A 19,377-nucleotide genomic window follows, 5' to 3' on the forward strand; every position below is an offset into this window, starting at 1 on the left:
GGCCCCGGGCCGGGGTCAACTGCCGTGGTACGCATGGGCCATGACACCGACCACCCCGCGCCCCGGCCCCGCCCGGAACGACGACCGGAACGACGCCGGAAGCGACGCCCGAAACGACGCCCTCACCGACGTGACCGGCCTGCGCGTCGGTCACGCCACCCTCACCGGTGACGGCTTCCTGACCGGCACGACCGTCGTGCTCGCCCCGCCCGGCGGCGCCGTCACCGCCGTCGACGTGCGCGGCGGCGGCCCCGGCACCCGGGAGACCGACGCCCTCGACCCGCGCAACCTGGTGCAGCGCGTCGAGGCGATCGTCCTGACCGGCGGCAGCGCGTACGGGCTCGACTCGGCGTCGGGCGTGATGGCGTGGCTGGAGGAGCGGGGACGCGGCGTCCCGGTGGGCGGCCCCGGGCAGGTCGTCCCCGTGGTGCCCGCGGCCTGTGTCTTCGACCTCGGCCGCGGCGGCGACTGGCGGGCCCGTCCCGACGCGTCGACGGGCCGCGCCGCGGTCGAGGCAGCGGCGGCGGCCGGCCTCAACTCCCCCGTCCGGGAAGGCAGTACGGGCGCGGGCACCGGCGCCCTCGTCGGCCCGCTGCGCGGCGGCATCGGCACCGCGTCCACGGTGCTCGCCTCCGGCATCACGGTCGCGGTGCTGGTCGTCGCCAACGCGGCCGGCTCTGCGGTGGATCCGGCGACCGGGGCGCTGTACGGGGAGTTCTTCGCGGGCACGGGCCCGGTGACGTACCCCGCCCCCGCCGTCCACGAGGCGGCCCGCAAGCGCCTCGCCGACCTGGCCGCCGCGAGCGGGCCCGCGCCCCTGAACACCACCCTCGCCGTCGTCGCCACCGACGCCGACCTCACCCGTGCCCAGGCGCAGAAGGTCGCGGGCACCGCGCACGACGGCATCGCGCGCGCCGTGCGCCCCGTCCACCTGCTGAACGACGGCGACACGGTCTTCGCCCTCGCCACCGGCGACCGGCCGCTCGACGCCGCGAGCCCGCTCGCGCTCAACGAGATCCTGGCCGCGGGGGCGGATCTGGTGACGCGGGCGATCGTACGGGCCGTGCGGGCGGCCGACCCGGCCGGCGAGGACGGCAGCCGCCCGTATCCGGCCTACGGCGACCTCTACGGCCCGTACGACGCGGAGGCTCGGCCCACCACCCCGTGACCACGCCCCCGCGGCTCCGCCTGTGTCCGCCTTCACACCAGCCGGGCGGAACCCCGCACTCCCCCTCGCCCTCTCCCCTCGTACCGGACCATCTGCGCGGAACAGCGGAAGACCGGTGAAAGAGCAAAAGGAAGAGGAAGTGGAGCAGACCGTGAGGAAGCAGAACATAGTCGTCGCGTGGGCCGCACTCACCCTCGGCGCGCTCACCCTCACGGCCTGCGGCGGGAGCGCGAGCGCCGAGGGGAACGGGGGCGGCGAGGACGGCGGCGCACAGGACGCCCCGCGGATCACCATCTCCGCGAAGGACGGCTCGACCGGCGCGTCCATCAACGCGACCGGCGTCGAGGTCAGCGAAGGAAAGCTGACCGGCGTGAGGATGACCGAGGCCGCCACCGGCAAGCGGATCGCGGGCGCCCTCAGCGCGAACGGCGCGTCCTGGAAGCCCGAGGGGCAGCTGGCGCGCGGTACCAAGTACCGGATCTCCGCGACCGCGAAGGACGGCGAGGGTCACACGGCCGCCGCCAACTCGATCTTCACGACGGTGTCGGGCGCGCACAGCTTCATCGGCACGTACACCCCGGACAACGGCGCGACGGTCGGCGTCGGGATGCCGGTCTCCTTCACGTTCGACAAGGCGATCACGGACAAGAAGGCCGTCCAGTCGCACATCACGGTCTCCTCCAGCAGCGGACAGCGCGTCGTCGGCCACTGGTTCGGCGCGCAGCGCCTCGACTTCCGGCCCGCGGAGTACTGGAAGGCCGGCTCCAAGGTCACGATGAAGATCGACCTCGACGGTGTCGAGGGGGCGAACGGCGTGCACGGCGTGCAGAAGAAGACGGTCACCTTCACCGTCGGCCGCGCCCAGGTCTCCACGATCGACGCGAACACGCAGCAGATGACGGTCGTACGCGACGGACGGACGGTCCGGACGGTCCCGGTGTCGACGGGCAGCGCCCAACATCCCACCTACAACGGACAGATGGTGATCTCCGAGAAGTTCACGCAGACGCGGATGAACGGCTCGACGGTCGGCTTCGGCGGCGAGTACGACATCCCGGACGTGCCGCACGCGATGCGCCTGTCGCAGTCGGGCACGTTCATCCACGGCAACTACTGGAGCTCCCCCGGCATCTTCGGCAGCCAGGGCACCAGCCACGGCTGCGTCGGCATGCGGGACGTGAAGGGCGCGGGCGGCGACACCGTCGCCAAGTGGTTCTTCGACCACTCGCTCGTCGGCGACGTCGTGGTCATGAAGAACTCGCACGACAGCACGATCGCGCCGGACAACGGCCTCAACGGCTGGAACATGGCGTGGAGCCAGTGGACCGCGGGCAGCGCCGTCTAGGGCCCGCCTGATCGGGAACCTCCCGCGCGGCCGGCCCGTTGTGCAGGCACGTTGCCCAATACCCCTTCCCCGTTTGCGATTTCGTGGACATGATGTCGGACCCAGGGGCTACGGTATGCACCCACAAGGTGACATGCAGCGATGCCGGGAGGTGCCTTGAGCGTTCCGTACGACTTCGAGCCGACCGCAGCTCCCGCGGCCGGGCCCGACGACGAACTGGCCCGTCTGCTGGGCCGCGCGCTGAACTCCTTCGAGCTGCCCGAGGAGACCCTGGGCCTGCTCGCCACCGCCCTCGCGTACGACACGTCGCTGCACTCGGCGCACCACAGCTCGGGCCTGCACCGTGAGACGTACCGGCACACGTGGCTGCTCGCCGACGGCCGTTCCCTCACGCTGTGGGAGCTGGTGCACAACACGGGCCGGGACGGGTTACCCCAGCACGAGGTGTACGTCTCGGAGGACGAGCTGCATCTGGCGACGGGGCGGCTGCCGCTGCCCCCGGAGGCGGCCCCCGCGTTCGACCTCCAAGTCCCGATCGCGCCGGTGCAGCTGCCGCCGGTCCCGCCGCAGCGCCGCGCCTTCGGACCCGCAGACCCGGACAGCTCCGTCGACCACGCCCGCAGGCTGCTGCGCCGCGCGGAGAACCCGGACGCGACGACCCGCCCCGGGCCCGGCACGGCGCGGCTGCTGCGGGAGGCGTGCGCGCACCAGATCACGCAGGCGTTCGGCCGCCGTATCAGCCCCGGCTTCGCGCTGTACGAGCACGCGTTCCTGCTGCGTGACGGGTGCGAGGTCAGCCTCTGGGAGGTCGAGCACACGGCGACGCCGGACGGCCGGCACATGTGCGAGGTCTATCTGACGCAGGCGGCGGCACGCACGGCGATCGAGCACCGCGCCTCGGCCGCCAATCACGGCTGACGCCGATCATGGCCGGCGCCGACCAGGGCCGATACCGACCGCGTCTCGGCCGCTAACCGCGGCTGAACTGCCGTACCAGACCGGCGAACGCGTCCTGTTCGTCGGCCGACAGCGGCACGGACTCCACCGCGGGCGCCTGCGACTGCCCGGGCAGCAGGCCCAGCGGCAGCGCTCGGGAGCGGGGCAGCGGCTCCGGCGGCACGGCGGCGACGGCGCGCACGAGGCGGACCAGACCGACCACCCAGGCCACCGTGGCGATCGCGAGGAGCGCCAGGCCTATCTGCTGAAGGATCGACACGTGCTCAGGCATGCGGTCCAGTGAACACCACGGTCCGGGACTTTGGTCCCGGACCGTGACGTATCTCGCAGGAACGGACAGTTCCTGCCATGCCCCTCGTAGGGGTGCTTTCAGGCGGCGGCCGGGACCTTCGACTCCGGTACGGCGGACGCCTCTTCGGCGGTGGCGAGGGTCTCGGGGGCCGGCTTCCGCATCCCCTTCAGTGCGACGACCAGGGCGGCCGAGACGCACACGCCCGCCGCGATGGCGATCAGGTAGAGGAAGGCGTTGCCGATCAGCGGGACCACGAAGATGCCGCCGTGCGGGGCGCGCAGCGTGCAGCCGAAGACCATCGACAGGGCGCCGGTGACCGCGCCGCCCGCCATCGAGGCGGGGATCACCCGCAGCGGGTCGGCCGCGGCGAACGGGATCGCGCCTTCGGTGATGAAGGAGGCGCCGAGCACCCAGGCGGCCTTGCCGTTCTCCCGCTCGGCCTTGGTGAAGAGCCGGCCGCGCACGGTGGTGGCGAGGGCCATCGCAAGGGGCGGCACCATGCCGGCGGCCATCACGGCGGCCATGACCTTGAGCGAACCGTCGGTGGGGTTGGCGAGGCCGCCGACCGCGAAGGCGTACGCGACCTTGTTGAGCGGACCGCCCAGGTCGAAGCACATCATCAGGCCGAGGATGATGCCGAGGATGACCGCGTTGGCGCCGGAGAGGGAGTTGAGCCAGTCGGTCAGGGCGCTCTGGAGCGAGGCGATGGGCTTGCCGATGACGACGAACATCAGGAAGCCGACGACGATCGACGAGAGCAGCGGGATCACGACGACCGGCATGATGCCGCGCAGCACGGCCGGGACGTTCACCTTCTGGATCGCCATCACGACGCCGCCCGCGATGAGGCCGGCGACCAGACCGCCGAGGAAGCCGGCGTTGACGGTCAGCGCGATCGAGCCGCCGACGAAGCCGGGCACGAGACCCGGCCGGTCCGCCATGCCGTACGCGATGTAGCCGGCGAGCACCGGGACGAGGAAGGCGAACGCCGCCTGGCCGGTGTAGAAGAGCAGCGCGGCCCAGCTGGTCGTGGAGCCCCAGTCGAAGCTGTTGAGCAGCGTCTCGACCTTGACGTCGGCGACCTCGTAGCCGCCGATCGCGAAACCGAGCGCGATGAGCAGGCCGCCGGCCGCGACGAAGGGCACCATGTAACTGACGCCCGACATCAGCCACTTGCGCAGCTTCGTCCCGTAACCGTCGCCGGATTCCCCGGAGTTGTCCACAGGTGTGGACGACGTCGCCGGTGCGGACGTCTCGCCGCGGGCGGCCTTCTCGCGGACCTCGGCGATGAGCTCGGCCGGGCGGTTGATGCCCGCCTTCACGCCGACGTCGACCGTCGGCTTTCCGGCGAAGCGCTCCTTCTCCCGTACGGGGACGTCGTGGGCGAAGATCACGCCGTCGGCGGCTGCGATCACGGCCGGGTCGAGCCGGGTGAAGCCGGCGGAGCCCTGGGTCTCGACGGTGAGCTCGACACCGTCGGTGTCGCGGGCCGTGTTCTCCAGGGACTCGGCCGCCATGTAGGTGTGGGCGATGCCGGTGGGGCAGGAGGTGACGGCCACGATCTTGAACGAGGCCTTGGGCGCGGGCCGGGTCGCGGGCTGCTCCGGCTCGGGGGCGGGCTCCTGGGCGGGCTGTGCGTCGCCGCGGATGAGGGCCGCCGCCTGCTCGGCGTCGGTCGCCGCGCGCAGGGCCGCCTTGAAGTCCTCGTCCATCAGCTGGCGGGCCAGGGAGGAGAGGATCGTCAGGTGGGCGTCGTCCGCGCCGGCCGGGGCCGCGATCAGGAAGATCAGGTCGGCGGGGCCGTCGGGGGCGCCGAAGTCGACGCCGTGCGCTGCGCGGCCGAAGGCGAGGGTGGGCTCGGTGACGTGTTCGCTGCGGCAGTGCGGGATGCCGATGCCGCCGTCGAGGCCGGTCGGCATCTGGGCTTCTCGGGCCGCGACGTCGGCGAGGAAGCCGTCCAGGTCCGTTATTCGGCCCTGGGCGACCATGCGCTCCGCCAGGGAGCGGGCGGCCTCGTCCTTGCTCTGGGCGGACAGGTCGAGGTCGACCAGGTCCGCGGTGATCATCTCGCTCATCGCGGGCTCCTTTGCCTACGCATCTGCGTGGTGGGGTGGTGGACGGCGGGTGCGGCTTGGTGGGGGCTGGTCGCGCAGTTCCCCGCGCCCCTTCGGGGCGCTCCCGTTGAGGCGCGTGTCACGTCACGGCCTCCTTGAGCGGCCTGTCGAGGGGAACCTCTGAGGTCAGCGTCACCTGCTCCGGGCGGAGGTCCGACGGTGTCGGCATCGCGCTGCCGGGGAGCTGGACGGCCGCCGCGCCGTGGGCGACCGCGGAGGCCAGGGCGTTCGGGCCCGTGCCGCCCGCGATCAGGAAGCCGGCGAGAGAGGAGTCGCCGGCGCCGACGTTCGAGCGGACGGTGTCGACCGGGGCAGAGGCGAACCATGCGCCCGTCGCGTCGACCAGGATCTGGCCGTCCGCGCCGAGCGAGGCGAGGACGGCCACCGCGCCCAACTCCCGCAGTTCCTCCGCCGCCTTGACCGCGTCGCCGACCGTGGCGAGCGGGCGGCCGACGGCCTCGGCGAGCTCCTCGGCGTTGGGCTTGACGACGTCGGGGCGTTCGCGCAGGGCCGCGAGGAGCGCGGGGCCCGAGGTGTCGAGGGCGATCCGGGCTCCGGCGGCGTGCGCGCGGGCCACCAACTCGGCGTACCAGGAGGGTTCGAGGCCCCTCGGCAGGCTGCCGCAGCAGGCGATCCAGTCGGCGCCGGCGGACTGCTCACCGACGGCGGAGAGCAGCGACTCGGCTTCCTGGGGGGTCAGTTCGGGGCCCGGGGCGTTGATCTTCGTCAGCGTTCCGTCGGGCTCGGCGAGGGCGATGTTCGAGCGGGTCTGGCCCGCGACCGGGACGGGCGCGACCTTGATGCCCTGACCGTCGAGGAGGTCGGCGACGAGCGCGCCCGGGGCGCCGCCCAGCGGGAGGACCGCCAGCGTGGGGGCTCCGGCGGCGGCGACGGCCCGCGAGACGTTGACGCCCTTGCCGCCCGGGTCCATGCGCTCGCCACTGGCGCGCACGACCTCACCGCGGTCGAGGCCGGGGACCTCGTACGTGCGGTCGAGGGAGGGGTTGGGGGTGACGGTGAGGATCATGGAGCGGATCGCCGCTTTCGTGCTCGGGGTGGTGCCGGGGGAAGAGGGGAGGGTCATGCGCGGATCACCTCCGTGCCGGCCGCCTCGATCGCGGCCGCGTCCTCGGGGGCGAGGCCGGTGTCCGTGATGAGGAGGTCGACGTCGTCGAGGTCGCCGAACCGGGCGAAGTGCTCCTGGCCATGCTTGCCCGAGTCGGCCAGGAGCACGACCCGGCGGGCCGCGGCGACGGCGGCGCGCTTCACGGCGGCCTCCGCGAGGTCGGGGGTGGTCAGTCCGGCCTCGGCGGAGAAGCCGTTGGCCGCGAGGAAGACGACGTCCGCGCGGATCTCGGCGTAGGCGCGCAGGGCCCAGGCGTCGACGGCGGCGCGGGTGCGGTGGCGTACCCGGCCGCCGATGAGGTGCAGCTGGATGCCGGGGTGGTCGGCGAGCCGGGCGGCGGTGGGCAACGAGTGCGTGACGACGGTGAGTTCGGACTCCAGCGGCAGTGCGGCCGCGAGCCGGGCGACCGTCGAACCGGCGTCGAGGACGACGCTGCCCTCGGCCGGCAGCTCGGCGAGCGCGGCCCGCGCGATGCGGTCCTTCTCGTCGGCGGCGGTGGACTCCCGCTCGGCGAGGTCGGGCTCGAAGTCGAGCCGCCCGGCCGGGATGGCGCCGCCGTGCACGCGCCGTACGAGTCCGGCCCGGTCCAGGGCCTTCAGGTCGCGCCGGATCGTCTCGGCGGTGACCTGGAACGCCTCGGCCAGCGACAGCACGTCGACCCGGCCGCCGTCGCGGGCGAGGCGGAGGATCTCCTGCTGGCGCTCTGGTGCGTACATGCCCGTTTACCTGTGCCTTCTTCTCCGAGCGTGCCCGAATGTGTTGCTCTATCGCGAGACTACGACTGCATGTCCGGAAAGTAAACAGGTTCGGGCATTGCGCAGACACAAACGGGCATTGGTCCCGATGCCCGTACGGCAAAGGGCCCGGCCCTCCGGGAAGGAGGACCGGGCCCGCGGCGGGCGCCGCACGACTACTGCCTGCTGACTACTGCCCCATCACGTACTTCACCGTCGGCCCGGTGGTCCAGCCGCCGTCCACCGCGAGCTCGGCGCCCGTGACGTACGACGAGTCGTCGGAGAGCAGGAAGACCACGGCCTTCGCGATCTCGTCGGCCTCGCCGACCCGGCCCATCGGGGTGTTCGGGTAGTTGCCCTCGCCCTGCCGGATGCCGACCTGGGCGGTCATCGGGGTGTACGTCATGCCGGGGTGCACGGAGTTCACGCGGATCCCCGCCGTGCCCTGCTCCACCGCCGCGATCTTCGTCAGGCCGCGCACACCCCACTTCGAGGCGCCGTACGAGGACGTGAGCGCGAGGCCCATCAGGCCCGCCGCGGAGGAGATGTTGACGATGGAGCCGCCGCCGTTCTCGCGCATCGCGGGGACGACGGTCTTCATGCCGGCGAAGACGCCGACCAGGTTGATGTCGAGGACCTTGCGGAAGCGCTCGACGCTCTCCGTCTCGAACGGCATGCCGGTGGAGACGCCGGCGTTGTTGACGAGCCCGTCGACCCGGCCGAACTCGGCGGTGGCGTACGCGGCCGCGGCCTGCCACGCCTCCTCGTCCGTGACGTCGAGGTGGACGTAGCGGGCGCGCTCGCCCAGCTCGGCGGCGAGGGCCTCGCCGTCGTCGTCGAGGACGTCGCCGATGACGACGTTGGCCCCGGCGGCTATCGCCGTACGGGCGACTTCACCGCCGATACCGCGGGCTCCGCCGGTGATCAGGACGGTCTTGCCGGTGAGGTCGTTCATGGGGGCTCCACTTCATCGGGGGCTTCATCCGGGCCCGGGGGTTCATCAAGGGGTCGCGTCGAGGCATGCGAGCGCCAGCGCCGCCGGGCCGCCCGGCCCCGCGGCGGGGCTGTCGGACGCGGCCCACGCCTCCACCGCCACGCGCACCGCCGTCGACGCCTTCCCCGCGGTCAGCCGCAGCTCCAGCGAGCCGGCCTCCGCGCCCGTCCGCTCGGCGAGGATCCGCGCCAGCGTCGACTCCGAGACGCGGCAGGTGTCCGCCCAGACGGCCCGCAGCGCCGGGGACTCGTCCGTCAGGCGCAGCAGGGCGCGCACCCACTCCAGGGACGCCGCGTTCGCCGGGTCGTCCGCGGTGAGCGCGCGCCGCACGGCGTGCCGCAGCGCGTCCGGTACGGAGAGGCCGGCGGGCGCCTCGCGCACGGCCTCGGCCCACTCCTGCGCCCCGGCGGCGAAGAGCGGCGCGACGGCCTCCTCCTTGGTCGCGAAGTAGCGGTAGAAGGTGCGCGGGGCGATGCCCGCGGCCCGCGCGATGTCCTCGGCGCGGGTGGACCGCAGCCCGCCCTCGGTGAAGAGCCGGGCCGCCGTGCGCGCGATGTCGAGCCGGGTCGCGGCCTTGCGCCGCTCCGTCAGCGTGGTCGCCGCACCTGCTGTTCCTGCTACCCCTGCCATGAAGTCAGGATATGCCCATGTGGCACAATCTGCCACCGCCAGACAATGACCATGTCAATAGGTGAGCGGGGCGAGCACGGTGCGGCGGCGACGATTCCTCCTTCGGACAGCGGGCCTGACGGGGGCGGGGGCCCTGGCGATGAGCGGCTGCGGCTCGGGGGACGGCGACAAGGTCACGCTGCGGCTCCTCGTCGCGAGTTACGACAAGAGCGTCGGTGCCGCCATCGGCGACCAGTGGGACGACGTCGTGAAGGCCTTCGGGAAGAAGCACCCGGACATCACCGTCGAGGTGGAGCGGGTCCCGTTCCTCAAGATCGACGCGGTGCTCGCGCGGCGGGTCAAGGAGGGCCACGCGCCGGACATCGCGCAGGGTCACGTCTTCGCGCCGTACGCGGAGGCCGGCGGGCTCTACCCGGTCGACGAGCTCTTCGAAATCCCCACGCAGGCGGACTTCATCACGTCGTTCGCCGACGCGGGCCGCGCCGACTACGTCCAGTACGGCATCCCGATCCTGGCCAGCACCCCGCGGCTGTTCTTCAACAAGGCGCTCTTCCGGCAGGCCGGGCTCACCGCGGCGCCCACCTCGTGGGCCGAACTGCGCTCCTGCGCCCAGGCGTTGAAGGCCGCCGGCGTCCCGACCCCGTACGCGCTCCAGTTCGGCCCCGAGGCCGCCGAGGACGAACTCCTCACCTGGCTCCTGGCCGGCGGTGGCGGCTACTCCGACGTCGGCGGCTACGACTTCTCCTCCACCGCGAACGAGGCCGCCCTGACGTGGCTGCGCGACGAGCTCGTCGCCCCCGGGCTCGCGGGCGCCGACCCGTCGACGCTCACCAGGACCGAGGCGTACGCCGAGTTCCTCAAGGGCCGGGTCGGCATGCTCATCGCCCACCCGGTGCTGCTCGGCGCCGCCGACCGGGCGCGGCTGCCGTACGACCACGCGCCCTTCCCGCAGAAGGACGGGGACCCGGCGCCGCCGGTCGGGCTCAACGACTGGATGATGGCGTTCCGCGCGGGCGGCCGCGTCAAGGAGGCGGGCGCGTTCCTGACGTTCCTGTTCAGCACCGGTTCCGCGAAGACGTACGGCGGCGGGCAGGCCACGCTGCCGGTGACCGTGTCGGGGTCGGAGCAGTTGCGGGCGGACCGGTCGCAGCGGGAGCTGTGGGCGTTCGTCGACCAGATGCCGGACGCCGAGTTCCACCCGGTGGGCCTTGCGTCGTGGCCGACCGTACGCAGTGCCGTGCGCGAGCGGATCGGCGCGGCGGTGACCTCCGGCGGGCGGCCCCGGGACGTGCTTCAGGCGCTGGACCAGGTGGGGCAGTCCAGCGCCTGAGCGGGGTGAACGCGAGGGTCAGCCGACCAGTTCGCGCTCCTCCTCGGCGGCGTCCTGCGCGGGGACCTCGCCGTCGGCGGGCTCCGAAGCCACGACCGGGTTCTTCGGCAGCGCGAACATCAGCAGGAAGATGCCGACCATGACCGCCGCCGCCCACAGCAGCGCGTGGCGGAAGCCGTCGATGAAGGCGACGCTGCCCGCACCCTGGCGCAGGTGGTCCTCGACGACGTTGAAGAAGACGACGGAGACGAGGCTGAGGCCCAGCGCGTTGCCCATCTGCATCACCGTGTTGATCAGGCCGGACGCCGAACCCGCGTGCTCACGCGGCACCTCGGAGAGGATCGCGTCGGTCAGCGGCGCGACGATCAGACCCATCCCGAGGCCCATCACGACCAGCGGGAGCGCCATCTGCCAGGAGGCGATGCCGAGCCCGTAGTGGCCCGCTTCCCATACGTAGATGAGGATGCCGGCGGCGAACAGCAGCGCGCCCGCCTGGAGGACCTTGCGGCCGAAGACCGGGACCAGCTTCTGCACGGAGATACCGGCGGCCACCGAGACCGCGATGGAGAACGGCACGCCCGTCAGGCCCGCCCGCAGCGCGCTCCAGCCGAGGCCGAGCTGCATGTAGAGCGTCCACGTCAGGAAGAAGATGCCCATCGCGAGGCCGAAGACGGTCTGCACGGCGATGCCGCCCGCGAAGCTCTTCACCTTGAACAGGGACAGCTCGATCAGCGGGGAGCCGTCGCGCCGGGTCTTCGCCCTCTCGTACGCGACCAGGACCACGACGATCACGACGGACGCCGCCATCATCACGAAGCCCCAGACCGGCCAGCCGTTCTCGCGGCCCTGGGTCAGCGGGTAGACGAGCGCCAGCATGGCGAGGGTGACCAGGACGACGCCGACGAGGTCCAGCTTGAGCGCCTTGGGCGCCTTGGACTCGGTGATGACGCGCGAGCCGAGGATCAGGGCGGCGATGCCGACCGGCAGGTTGATGAGGAAGATCGGGCGCCATTCGAGGCCCGCGATGTTCCACTCGGTGAGCAGCGCGCCGAGCAGCGGTCCCGTCACCGCGCCGAGCCCGACGATCGCGCCGAACAGGCCGAAGACCTTGCCGCGCTCGTGCGCCGGGAAGGTGGCGTGCACGATCGACAGGACCTGCGGGACCATCAGCGCCGCCATGCCGCCCTGGAGGATCCGGGACGCGACCAGCATCTCCGGGTTCGCCGCGAAGCCGCACAGCGCGGACGCGATCGTGAACCCGGTGATGCCGAGCAGGAAGAGCCGCTTGCGGCCGAAGATGTCGCCGAGGCGGCCGCCCGTGATGAGCAGCGCCGCGAAGGCCAGCGCGTAACCGGCGGTGATCCACTGGATCTGGCCGTCCGTCGCGCCCTCGTCCTGCCGGATGGTCGGCAGGGCGATGTTGACGATGGTGACGTCGACGAGGTCCATGAACGCGGCCGTCATCACGATGGCCAGGGCGTACCAGCGTCGCCGGTCGGCGACGTCCACTGAATCCACTGACGGAGCTGCTGTTGAAGTCATACGGAAAACCTAAAACCCATCTAGGTCAGGTCGTGTCCTAGATGGACGGCATCCTTGAAACATGACGACGACAACCTCCGACACCACCCCGGGCCGGTTGCTCCAACTCCTCTCGCTCCTGCAGACCCCGCGCGAATGGCCGGGCGGCGAACTCGCCGACCGGCTGAACGTGTCGCGCCGCACGGTCCGCAGGGACATCGACCGCCTGCGCGATCTGGGCTATCCCGTGCAGGCCACGCTGGGCTCCGACGGCGGCTACCGCCTCGTCGCGGGCAAGGCACTCCCCCCGCTCGTCCTCGACGACGAGGAGGCCGTCGCGATCGCGGTGGGCCTGCGCGCCGGGGCCGGGCACGCCGTCGAGGGCGTGGAGGAGGCATCGCTGCGGGCCCTGACCAAACTGGAACAGGTGCTGCCGTCGCGCCTTCGCCACCGCGTCTCGACGCTCCAGGCCGCGACGATCCCGCTCACGTTCGGCGACGGCCCCACGATCGCGACCGAGACGCTCACCGTGATCGCGTCCGCCACGGCGGGCTCGGAACGGCTGCGCTTCCACTACCGGGCCGCCGACGGCGCGGCCACCCGCCGTCTGGTGGAACCCTGCCGCCTGGTCTCGACGGGGCGCCGCTGGTACCTCGTCGCGTACGACATCGATCGCGACGACTGGCGCACGTTCCGGGTCGACCGGGTGTCGGAGCCGTTCGCGACCGGGGCGCGGTTCGCTCCGCGGGAGGTGCCGGACGGGGATGCGGCGGAGTTCGTACGGCGCTCGGTGTCCTCACGGGGGGCCGCGACGTACGAGATGGACGTGGAGTTCGCGGCGCCGGTCGAGGAGGTCGCGGCGCGGGTGCCGGCGGTGGTGGGCGTCCCGGTCGCCCTGCCGTCGGGCGACGCGTGCCGGCTGGTCGCGACGGTGTCGCAGCCGGTGGAGTGGACGGCGGTGCGGCTCGCGATGACGGGGTTCGCCTTCCGGGTCCGCGGGCCCGAGGAACTGGTCACGGCCGTACGGGAGTTGGGGGCGCGCCTGTCCTCGGCGGCGATCGAGGGGTAGGGGTTTCGTCGCCGGGTGCGGGTCCGGTGGGGGCTGGTCGCGCAGTTCCCCGCGCCCCTGGAGCATGCGGCTTCGCCGCGGCCCCTTAGGGCGCGCTTGAACGCGCGCCTTCACGAGAAGCGCCCCATGAGATGGCGCACGAAGTGCGCATCTCAGGGGCGCGGGGAACTGCGCGACCAGCCACGAATCACCTGCGGCCGCGCACGAACGGCCCCGGGCAGACGAAAGGGCGCCGAAAACCCCGGCGCCCCTTTGTTCCGCCCCGCGCCGGCTAGGCGGCGGCGTCGAACCCGGTGTCGCGGGCCAGCTTCTTCAGCTCCAGAAGCGCATGCTTCTCGATCTGCCGAATCCGCTCCCGGGTCAGCCCGTGCTCCTTGCCGACCTCCGTGAGCGTCCGCTCCCGCCCGTCCTCGATCCCGTACCGCATCTTGATGATGGACGCGGTGCGCTGGTCGAGCCGGCCGATCAGGTCGTCGAGTTCCTCGCTGCGCAGCAGCGTCAGGACGGACTGCTCGGGCGAGACCGCCGACGTGTCCTCGAGGAGGTCGCCGAACTGGGTGTCGCCGTCGTCGTCCACCGACATGTTCAGCGAGACCGGGTCACGGGCCCAGTCCAGGACGTCGACGACGCGCTCGGGGGTCGTCTTGTCGAGCTGCGCGGCGATCTCCGCGGGCTCCGGGTCCCGCCCGTTCTCCCGGTTGAACTCGCGCTGGACGCGGCGGATGCGGCCCAGCTCCTCGACGAGGTGGACGGGGAGACGGATGGTGCGGGACTGGTCCGCTATGGAGCGGGTGATGGCCTGGCGGATCCACCAGGTCGCGTACGTGGAGAACTTGAAGCCCTTGCGGTAGTCGAACTTCTCGACGGCGCGCACCAGGCCCGCGTTCCCCTCCTGGATCAGGTCGAGCAGGGGCAGACCACTGCGCGGGTAGCGGCGGGCGACCGCCACGACCAGGCGCAGGTTCGACTTGATGAAGATGTCCTTGGCCTTCTCGGACGCCTCGACCAGCGCTTCCAGCTCCTCGCGGGTCGCCTTGCCCGCGGCGGCGCTGTCCCCGAAGTCGCCGAGCTCGCCGTCGAGGATCTGCCGGGCGTACACGCCCGCCTCGATGGTCTGGGAAAGCTCGACTTCCTTGGCTGCGTCGAGCAGCGGTGTCCGCGCGATCTCGTCGAGGTACATGCCGACCAGGTCGCGGTCGGCGATCTCCCCGCCTACGGCGCGAACACTGCGTGCCGCGACAGTCTCGCCGGAGGTGGCGGACTTACGACGGGCTACGGCACGGGTTGCCATGCGTGCTCCCTTGCGGTGGTAGGTCGGCTCGTACACCCTCGCGGGTGCCCTGCTTCCGAAGGAAACAACGACTGGAATCCGGACAGAATTCCCAAGCCGCCCCATCTTTTTTGTGATCATGCAGTACCCTGTCGCGCCACACCGCGCGAAGAGGGGAGACGGGATGTCGTCGGAGCTCACAGAGGTGCAGGTCAGGCCGGGAGTCGAGGGTGACCTCGCGGCTCTCACGGACCTCTACAACCACTACGTACGTGAGACGCCGATCACATTCGACACGGCCGTCTTCACTCCCGAAGAGCGACGTCCTTGGCTGCTCTCCCATCCAGAAGACGGCCGGCACCGCCTCCTGGTTGCGCAGGAACACAAGGAGGGGACTTTCGGCCCGATCCTCGGGTACGCCACGTCCAGCCCGTTCCGCGTGAAGGCGGCGTACGACACGTCGGTGGAGGTCACCGTCTACTGCGCGCCCGGCGCGGGCGGCCGGGGCATCGGCACGCTCCTCTACAAGGCGCTCTTCGAGGCGCTCGCCGACGAGGACGTCCACCGCGCCTACGCGGGCATCACCCAGCCCAACGAAGCCTCGGTCCGGCTGCACACCCGCTTCGGCTTCACCTACGTGGGCACGTACAAGGAAGTGGGCAGGAAGTTCGGCTCGTACTGGGACGTCGCCTGGTACGAGAAGGAGCTCGGCCGCAAGGACTAGGGCCGCAGACCGTTACGGGCCGGGAGCGCCCGCGCCTACTCTCCCGCCATGACCGAGATCACGGGCGATATCACGGGCGACACCACCGGCACGCTGGACGAGGCACTGGAGCGGCTGCACAGCAGCGGGCCCGAGCGGCTCGGGCATCTCACCAATCACGCCCCGATGGCCGTCGAGGCGCTGGCCTCGCGCGGGCAGGCCGGGGCGGTGCACCGCTGGCTCGACCTGTACGCGCCGCGCCTGGAGGAGTTCCCCGCCGGGCGCGAGCCCGTCACCGCGGGGAACTGGCGGGAGGCGCTCGGCGATCCGCGCCGCGCGGCGGACTGGATCGCGTACTTCACGCGCGAGGTCGGGGAGCGGCCCTGGCGCGACGTGCTCGCCGAGTGGTGGCCGCGCCTGCTGCCCGGCATGTACGGGGGCTCGACGCACCCGGTGATCCGCGTCGGGCACGCCGTGCGCACACTGCTCGCCACCGCCCCGGACGCCGTGCCGACCGACCCGCGCCGCACCGAACTGGCGCACGGCCTCGGCTACTGGGCCGCCCGCCACCGCACGGTCGGCGGCATCGCCGTACGGCAGGGACCGACGGACCCGACGGACCCCGCCGCCGCCCTGGACGCCGTGGTGCCGATCGCGAACCCGTCGAGCGGCGAGTTCTCCGAGCTGCTCGGCCGGGTCACGGCCCTGCCGGTGTGGGCGGCCTCGGTGACCGACCCCGACGAGGCCCGGGCCCGCCTCGCCGACCTGGTCCGCGCGGCCACCCACCGGTACGCGACGCACGGCCACGGCGAGGAGACCATGCTCGTCCACGCGGCGACCGCGCCCAACGCGGTCCTGCGCACCCTGCCCGCGCTCCCCCGGCACCTGTGGGCGCCGAGCCTCGCCGCGTCCTGGACGGCGTCGGCGGCGGTGACCGCGATGTACGCGCCGGACGCCCCCGTCGACTACAAGGCGCCGGGCACCTTCACCGCCGAGGAGGTCGTCGAGCGGGCCCTGGCCCACGGCGACGAGCACGTCATCAAGCTGACCGACACGGCCCTCGACGTCGGCGACGAGCGGGCGCTGGCCGCGGCGCTGCGCGCGATCGAGATCAGCGCGCCGCTGGTCTGAACGCCCGCAGGTCTGAACGCCGCAGCTCTGAACGCCGCGGGCACACTCAGCCGAACTGCACCGACCGCTTCGCGAGCCCCAGCCAGAACCCGTCGATCACCGACCGCTGGCTGCCGAGATCACCGGCGGCGTCCGCCGCGCCCATCGTGACGAACAGCGGGGCGAAGTGCTCCGTACGCGGGTGGGCCAGGGCGCCGGCCGGCGACTTGTGCGTGAAGTCGAGCAGCCCGTCCACGTCGCCCGCGTCCAGCGCCCGGTGCCCCCAGTCGTCGAACTCCGCCGACCACGCCGGGACGCCGCCGCCGGTGTGCCGCAGCGCCGCGAGGTTGTGGGTGAAGAATCCGGAGCCGACGATCAGGACGCCCTCGTCGCGCAGCGGCGCGAGCCGGCGGCCGATGTCCATCAGCTTCTGCGGGTCGAGCGTCGGCATGGAGACCTGGAGGACCGGGATGTCGGCGCCGGGGTACATCTCGACCAGCGGGACGTACGCGCCGTGGTCGAGGCCGCGGTCCGGCACGTCCTGCACCGGGATGCCCGGGGCGCGCAGCAACTTCCGTACGGAATCGGCGAGTTCGGGCGCGCCCGGGGCGGCGTACGTCACCTGGTAGTAGTGCTCGGGGAAGCCCCAGAAGTCGTACACGAGCGGGACCGTCTCGACGGCGCCGAGGGCGAGGGGGGCCTCTTCCCAGTGCGCCGAGACCATCAGGATCGCCTTCGGGCGGGGCAGGTCGGCGGACCAGTCGGCGAGCTGTCCGGTCCACAGGGCGTCGTCGGCGAGCGGCGGGGCTCCGTGGGAGAGGTAGAGCGCGGGCATGCGCTCCGGCGCGGGTGCGGTGGACACGGCGACCAGCCTCCTTGAAGTTTCAAGCTTTGGGTACTGACGAACGTACCGCCGGTTTGTTTAATATTCAAGAAGGAGGTCTTTACGATGGATGCCATGGAGCCCGACCACACCCCCGACGAGCCGCAGTGGCTCACCGACGACGAGCAGCTGACCTGGCGCGCGTACCTCCACGCCACCACGCTGCTCGAAGACCACCTCGACCGCCAGTTGCAGCGTGACGCGAAGATGCCGCACGTCTACTTCGGGCTCCTGGTCGCGCTCAGCGAGGCGCCGAAGCGGCGGCTGCGGATGACCGAGCTGGCGATCAACGCCAAGATCACCCGCTCCCGGCTCTCGCACGCCGTCGCCCGGCTGGAGAAGAACGGGTGGGTGCGGCGCGAGGACTGTCCGTCGGACAAGCGCGGCCAGTTCGCGGTCCTCACGGACGACGGCCTGGAGGTCCTGAAGCGGTCCGCGCCCGGCCATGTCGCCGCCGTCCGCCAGGCCCTGTTCGACCGGCTCACCCCGGAACAGCAGAAGTCCCTCGGCGAGATCATGCGGATCGTCGCCGAGGGACTTCAGCCGAAGGAGGCCGGGGCGGACCTCCCCTGGCTCAGGTAGTGCCGGGGGTCAGTGCGCGATCACCGGGACCAGGACCTCGTCCTCGGCGCCCTCGGTGTCACCGGAGGACGCGGCCGGAGCGCCGGCGCCCGGGACGCCGCTGTTGATCAGCGTGAAGGCGATCGTGGCCGAGACGACCAGGATGCCGACCGCCCACCAGATGGCGTGGGTGTAACCGCTGACCATGGCCTGGGCCTGGAGCAGCTGCTGGTTGGTCGCACCGGCCGCGTGGTCCGCGATGTACGCGGTCGTGGCCGAGGCCGCGATCGTGTTCAGGAGGGCGGTGCCGATGGCGCCGCCGACCTGCTGCGAGGTGTTGACCATCGCGGAGGCGACACCGGCGTCCCGCGGCTCGACACCCATCGTGGCCATCGACATGGCGGGCATGAACGCCGTACCCATACCGAGGCCGAGCATCAGCTGCGCGGGCAGGATCAGACCGGCGTACGAGGCGTCGACCGAGAGCTGGGTCAGCAGACCCATGCCGAGCGCGGCCAGCAGGAAGCCGGGGCCCATCAGCAGGCGCGGGGGGACCCGCGTCATCAGCCGGGCGCCGATCTGCGTGGAGCCCGTGATCATGCCGACGATCATCGGCAGGAACGCGAAGCCGGTCTTGACCGGCGAGAAGCCCTTCACGATCTGCAGGTAGTAGGTCAGGAAGAGGAACAGGCCGAACATCGCGATCACGGCGAGGCCGAGGGACGCGTAGACACCACCGCGGTTGCGGTCGGCGACGACGCGCAGCGGCAGCAGCGGGTGCTTCACCTTGGCCTCGGTGACGACGAAGGCCAGGAGCAGGACGGCCGACGCGACGAACATGCCGATGGTGGTCGGGTCCGACCAGCCCTCGGACTCGGCGCGCGTGAAGCCGTAGACCAGCGAGACGAGGCCGAGCGTGGACAGGATGACGCCCGGGATGTCGAGCGGCGCGCGGTTGCGCGTGCCGGCCGGCTCACGGATGACGAAGACGGCGCCGAGGACGGCGACGACCGCGAACGGGATGTTCACGAAGAACGTCCAGCGCCAGTTCAGGTACTCGGTGAGGAAGCCGCCGAGGATCAGGCCGACGGCGCCACCGCCACCGGCGATCGCACCGTAGATGCCGAACGCCTTCGCGCGCTCCTTGCCGTCGGTGAACATGACGGCGAGCAGGGAGAGGGCGGCCGGCGCGAGCAGGGCGCCGAACAGGCCCTGGAGGGCGCGGGCGCCGAGCATCATGGCCTCGTTCTGCGCGGCACCGCCGAGCGCCGAGGCGAGCGCGAAGCCGATCAGACCGGTGACGAAGGTCTGCTTGCGGCCCCACTTGTCGGCGATCCGGCCGCCGAAGAGCAGCAGACCGCCGAAGGCCAGCGCGTACGCCGTGATGACCCACTGGCGGTTGCCGTCGGAGATGCCGAGGTCCGTCTGGGCGGACGGCAGGGCGATGTTCACGATGGTGGCGTCGAGGACGACCATCAGCTGGGCGAGCGCGATGAAGGCGAGGGCCTTCCAGCGCCGGGAATCGGGTGCCGTTTCCGGCAAGGGGGTACCCACAGCGGGACTCCAAGTC

General features: G+C 72.0%; 18 protein-coding genes. 8 read left to right on the forward strand and 10 right to left on the reverse strand.

Features of this window, described 5'->3' with window-relative positions:
- Nucleotides 1-40: 40 nt before the first annotated feature.
- From AB0L37_RS26540 to AB0L37_RS26550, 3 genes are all read left to right on the forward strand, one after another.
- Nucleotides 41-1,168, forward strand: a complete 1,128-nt coding sequence (locus tag AB0L37_RS26540; RefSeq protein WP_365510302.1) for a P1 family peptidase — start codon at nucleotides 41-43, stop codon at nucleotides 1,166-1,168.
- A 151-nt stretch (nucleotides 1,169-1,319) separates the two neighbouring features.
- Nucleotides 1,320-2,513: an Ig-like domain-containing protein gene (locus AB0L37_RS26545; protein WP_365510305.1), complete on the forward strand. Its 1,194-nt coding sequence runs from the start codon at nucleotides 1,320-1,322 to the stop codon at nucleotides 2,511-2,513.
- 156 nt (nucleotides 2,514-2,669) lie between these two features.
- Nucleotides 2,670-3,431 (forward strand): DUF6227 family protein, encoded by a 762-nt coding sequence (locus tag AB0L37_RS26550; RefSeq protein ID WP_365510308.1) that lies wholly within the window; start codon nucleotides 2,670-2,672, stop codon nucleotides 3,429-3,431.
- A 52-nt stretch (nucleotides 3,432-3,483) separates the two neighbouring features.
- On the opposite strand, the gene AB0L37_RS26555 is transcribed toward AB0L37_RS26550, so the two are convergent.
- The 6 genes from AB0L37_RS26555 to AB0L37_RS26580 all read right to left on the reverse strand — a co-directional run bounded on the left by AB0L37_RS26555 (nucleotide 3,484) and on the right by AB0L37_RS26580 (nucleotide 9,360).
- Complete coding sequence (locus AB0L37_RS26555; protein WP_365510310.1) at nucleotides 3,484-3,741, reverse strand: hypothetical protein; 258 nt, start codon at nucleotides 3,739-3,741, stop codon at nucleotides 3,484-3,486.
- A 98-nt stretch (nucleotides 3,742-3,839) separates the two neighbouring features.
- Nucleotides 3,840-5,837, reverse strand: a complete 1,998-nt coding sequence (locus AB0L37_RS26560) for a fructose-specific PTS transporter subunit EIIC (protein WP_365510313.1) — start codon at nucleotides 5,835-5,837, stop codon at nucleotides 3,840-3,842.
- A 118-nt stretch (nucleotides 5,838-5,955) separates the two neighbouring features.
- Complete coding sequence (gene pfkB / locus AB0L37_RS26565; protein ID WP_365510508.1) at nucleotides 5,956-6,903, reverse strand: 1-phosphofructokinase; 948 nt, start codon at nucleotides 6,901-6,903, stop codon at nucleotides 5,956-5,958.
- 53 nt (nucleotides 6,904-6,956) lie between these two features.
- Nucleotides 6,957-7,718, reverse strand: a complete 762-nt coding sequence (locus tag AB0L37_RS26570) for a DeoR/GlpR family DNA-binding transcription regulator (RefSeq protein WP_365510316.1) — start codon at nucleotides 7,716-7,718, stop codon at nucleotides 6,957-6,959.
- A gap of 208 nt (nucleotides 7,719-7,926) precedes the next feature.
- On the reverse strand, nucleotides 7,927-8,691 hold the full coding sequence (locus tag AB0L37_RS26575) for a glucose 1-dehydrogenase (RefSeq protein ID WP_365510318.1): 765 nt from the start codon (nucleotides 8,689-8,691) through the stop codon (nucleotides 7,927-7,929).
- A gap of 45 nt (nucleotides 8,692-8,736) precedes the next feature.
- Entirely contained in the window at nucleotides 8,737-9,360 is a 624-nt protein-coding gene (locus tag AB0L37_RS26580; RefSeq protein WP_365510321.1) for a TetR family transcriptional regulator, read from the reverse strand.
- A 61-nt stretch (nucleotides 9,361-9,421) separates the two neighbouring features.
- Here AB0L37_RS26580 and AB0L37_RS26585 point away from each other — a divergent pair, with 61 nt between their 5' ends.
- Nucleotides 9,422-10,690, forward strand: coding sequence for an extracellular solute-binding protein (locus AB0L37_RS26585; RefSeq protein WP_365510324.1), 1,269 nt, complete (start codon nucleotides 9,422-9,424; stop codon nucleotides 10,688-10,690).
- Between the two features lie 18 nt (nucleotides 10,691-10,708).
- Here the strand turns inward: AB0L37_RS26585 and AB0L37_RS26590 are convergent, their stop codons facing one another.
- Nucleotides 10,709-12,154 carry an MFS transporter gene (locus tag AB0L37_RS26590; RefSeq protein WP_365510510.1) on the reverse strand — a complete coding sequence of 482 codons (1,446 nt, stop codon included), beginning with the start codon at nucleotides 12,152-12,154 and terminating at the stop codon, nucleotides 10,709-10,711.
- Between the two features lie 139 nt (nucleotides 12,155-12,293).
- Between AB0L37_RS26590 and AB0L37_RS26595 the strand changes: the two genes are divergently transcribed.
- Nucleotides 12,294-13,280, forward strand: a complete 987-nt coding sequence (locus AB0L37_RS26595) for a YafY family protein (RefSeq protein WP_365510327.1) — start codon at nucleotides 12,294-12,296, stop codon at nucleotides 13,278-13,280.
- A gap of 271 nt (nucleotides 13,281-13,551) precedes the next feature.
- Here AB0L37_RS26595 and AB0L37_RS26600 read toward each other — a convergent pair whose 3' ends face one another.
- Nucleotides 13,552-14,571 (reverse strand): sigma-70 family RNA polymerase sigma factor, encoded by a 1,020-nt coding sequence (locus tag AB0L37_RS26600; RefSeq protein ID WP_365510329.1) that lies wholly within the window; start codon nucleotides 14,569-14,571, stop codon nucleotides 13,552-13,554.
- A gap of 163 nt (nucleotides 14,572-14,734) precedes the next feature.
- Here AB0L37_RS26600 and AB0L37_RS26605 point away from each other — a divergent pair, with 163 nt between their 5' ends.
- On the forward strand, nucleotides 14,735-15,274 hold the full coding sequence (locus tag AB0L37_RS26605; protein ID WP_365510332.1) for an N-acetyltransferase family protein: 540 nt from the start codon (nucleotides 14,735-14,737) through the stop codon (nucleotides 15,272-15,274).
- A 48-nt stretch (nucleotides 15,275-15,322) separates the two neighbouring features.
- Nucleotides 15,323-16,384, forward strand: a complete 1,062-nt coding sequence (locus AB0L37_RS26610) for a questin oxidase family protein (protein ID WP_365510335.1) — start codon at nucleotides 15,323-15,325, stop codon at nucleotides 16,382-16,384.
- 46 nt (nucleotides 16,385-16,430) lie between these two features.
- Here the strand turns inward: AB0L37_RS26610 and AB0L37_RS26615 are convergent, their stop codons facing one another.
- Nucleotides 16,431-17,198 carry a class III extradiol ring-cleavage dioxygenase gene (locus AB0L37_RS26615; protein WP_365510513.1) on the reverse strand — a complete coding sequence of 256 codons (768 nt, stop codon included), beginning with the start codon at nucleotides 17,196-17,198 and terminating at the stop codon, nucleotides 16,431-16,433.
- Between the two features lie 123 nt (nucleotides 17,199-17,321).
- Between AB0L37_RS26615 and AB0L37_RS26620 the strand changes: the two genes are divergently transcribed.
- A complete protein-coding gene (locus AB0L37_RS26620) occupies nucleotides 17,322-17,828 on the forward strand; it encodes a MarR family transcriptional regulator (protein ID WP_365510516.1) in 507 nt (168 codons plus the stop codon).
- Between the two features lie 9 nt (nucleotides 17,829-17,837).
- Here AB0L37_RS26620 and AB0L37_RS26625 read toward each other — a convergent pair whose 3' ends face one another.
- Nucleotides 17,838-19,361, reverse strand: coding sequence for an MFS transporter (locus AB0L37_RS26625; RefSeq protein WP_365510338.1), 1,524 nt, complete (start codon nucleotides 19,359-19,361; stop codon nucleotides 17,838-17,840).
- Nucleotides 19,362-19,377: the final 16 nt, after the last annotated feature.

Source organism: Streptomyces sp. NPDC052225 (assembly GCF_040679615.1).
Classification (GTDB): Bacteria; Actinomycetota; Actinomycetes; order Streptomycetales; family Streptomycetaceae; genus Streptomyces.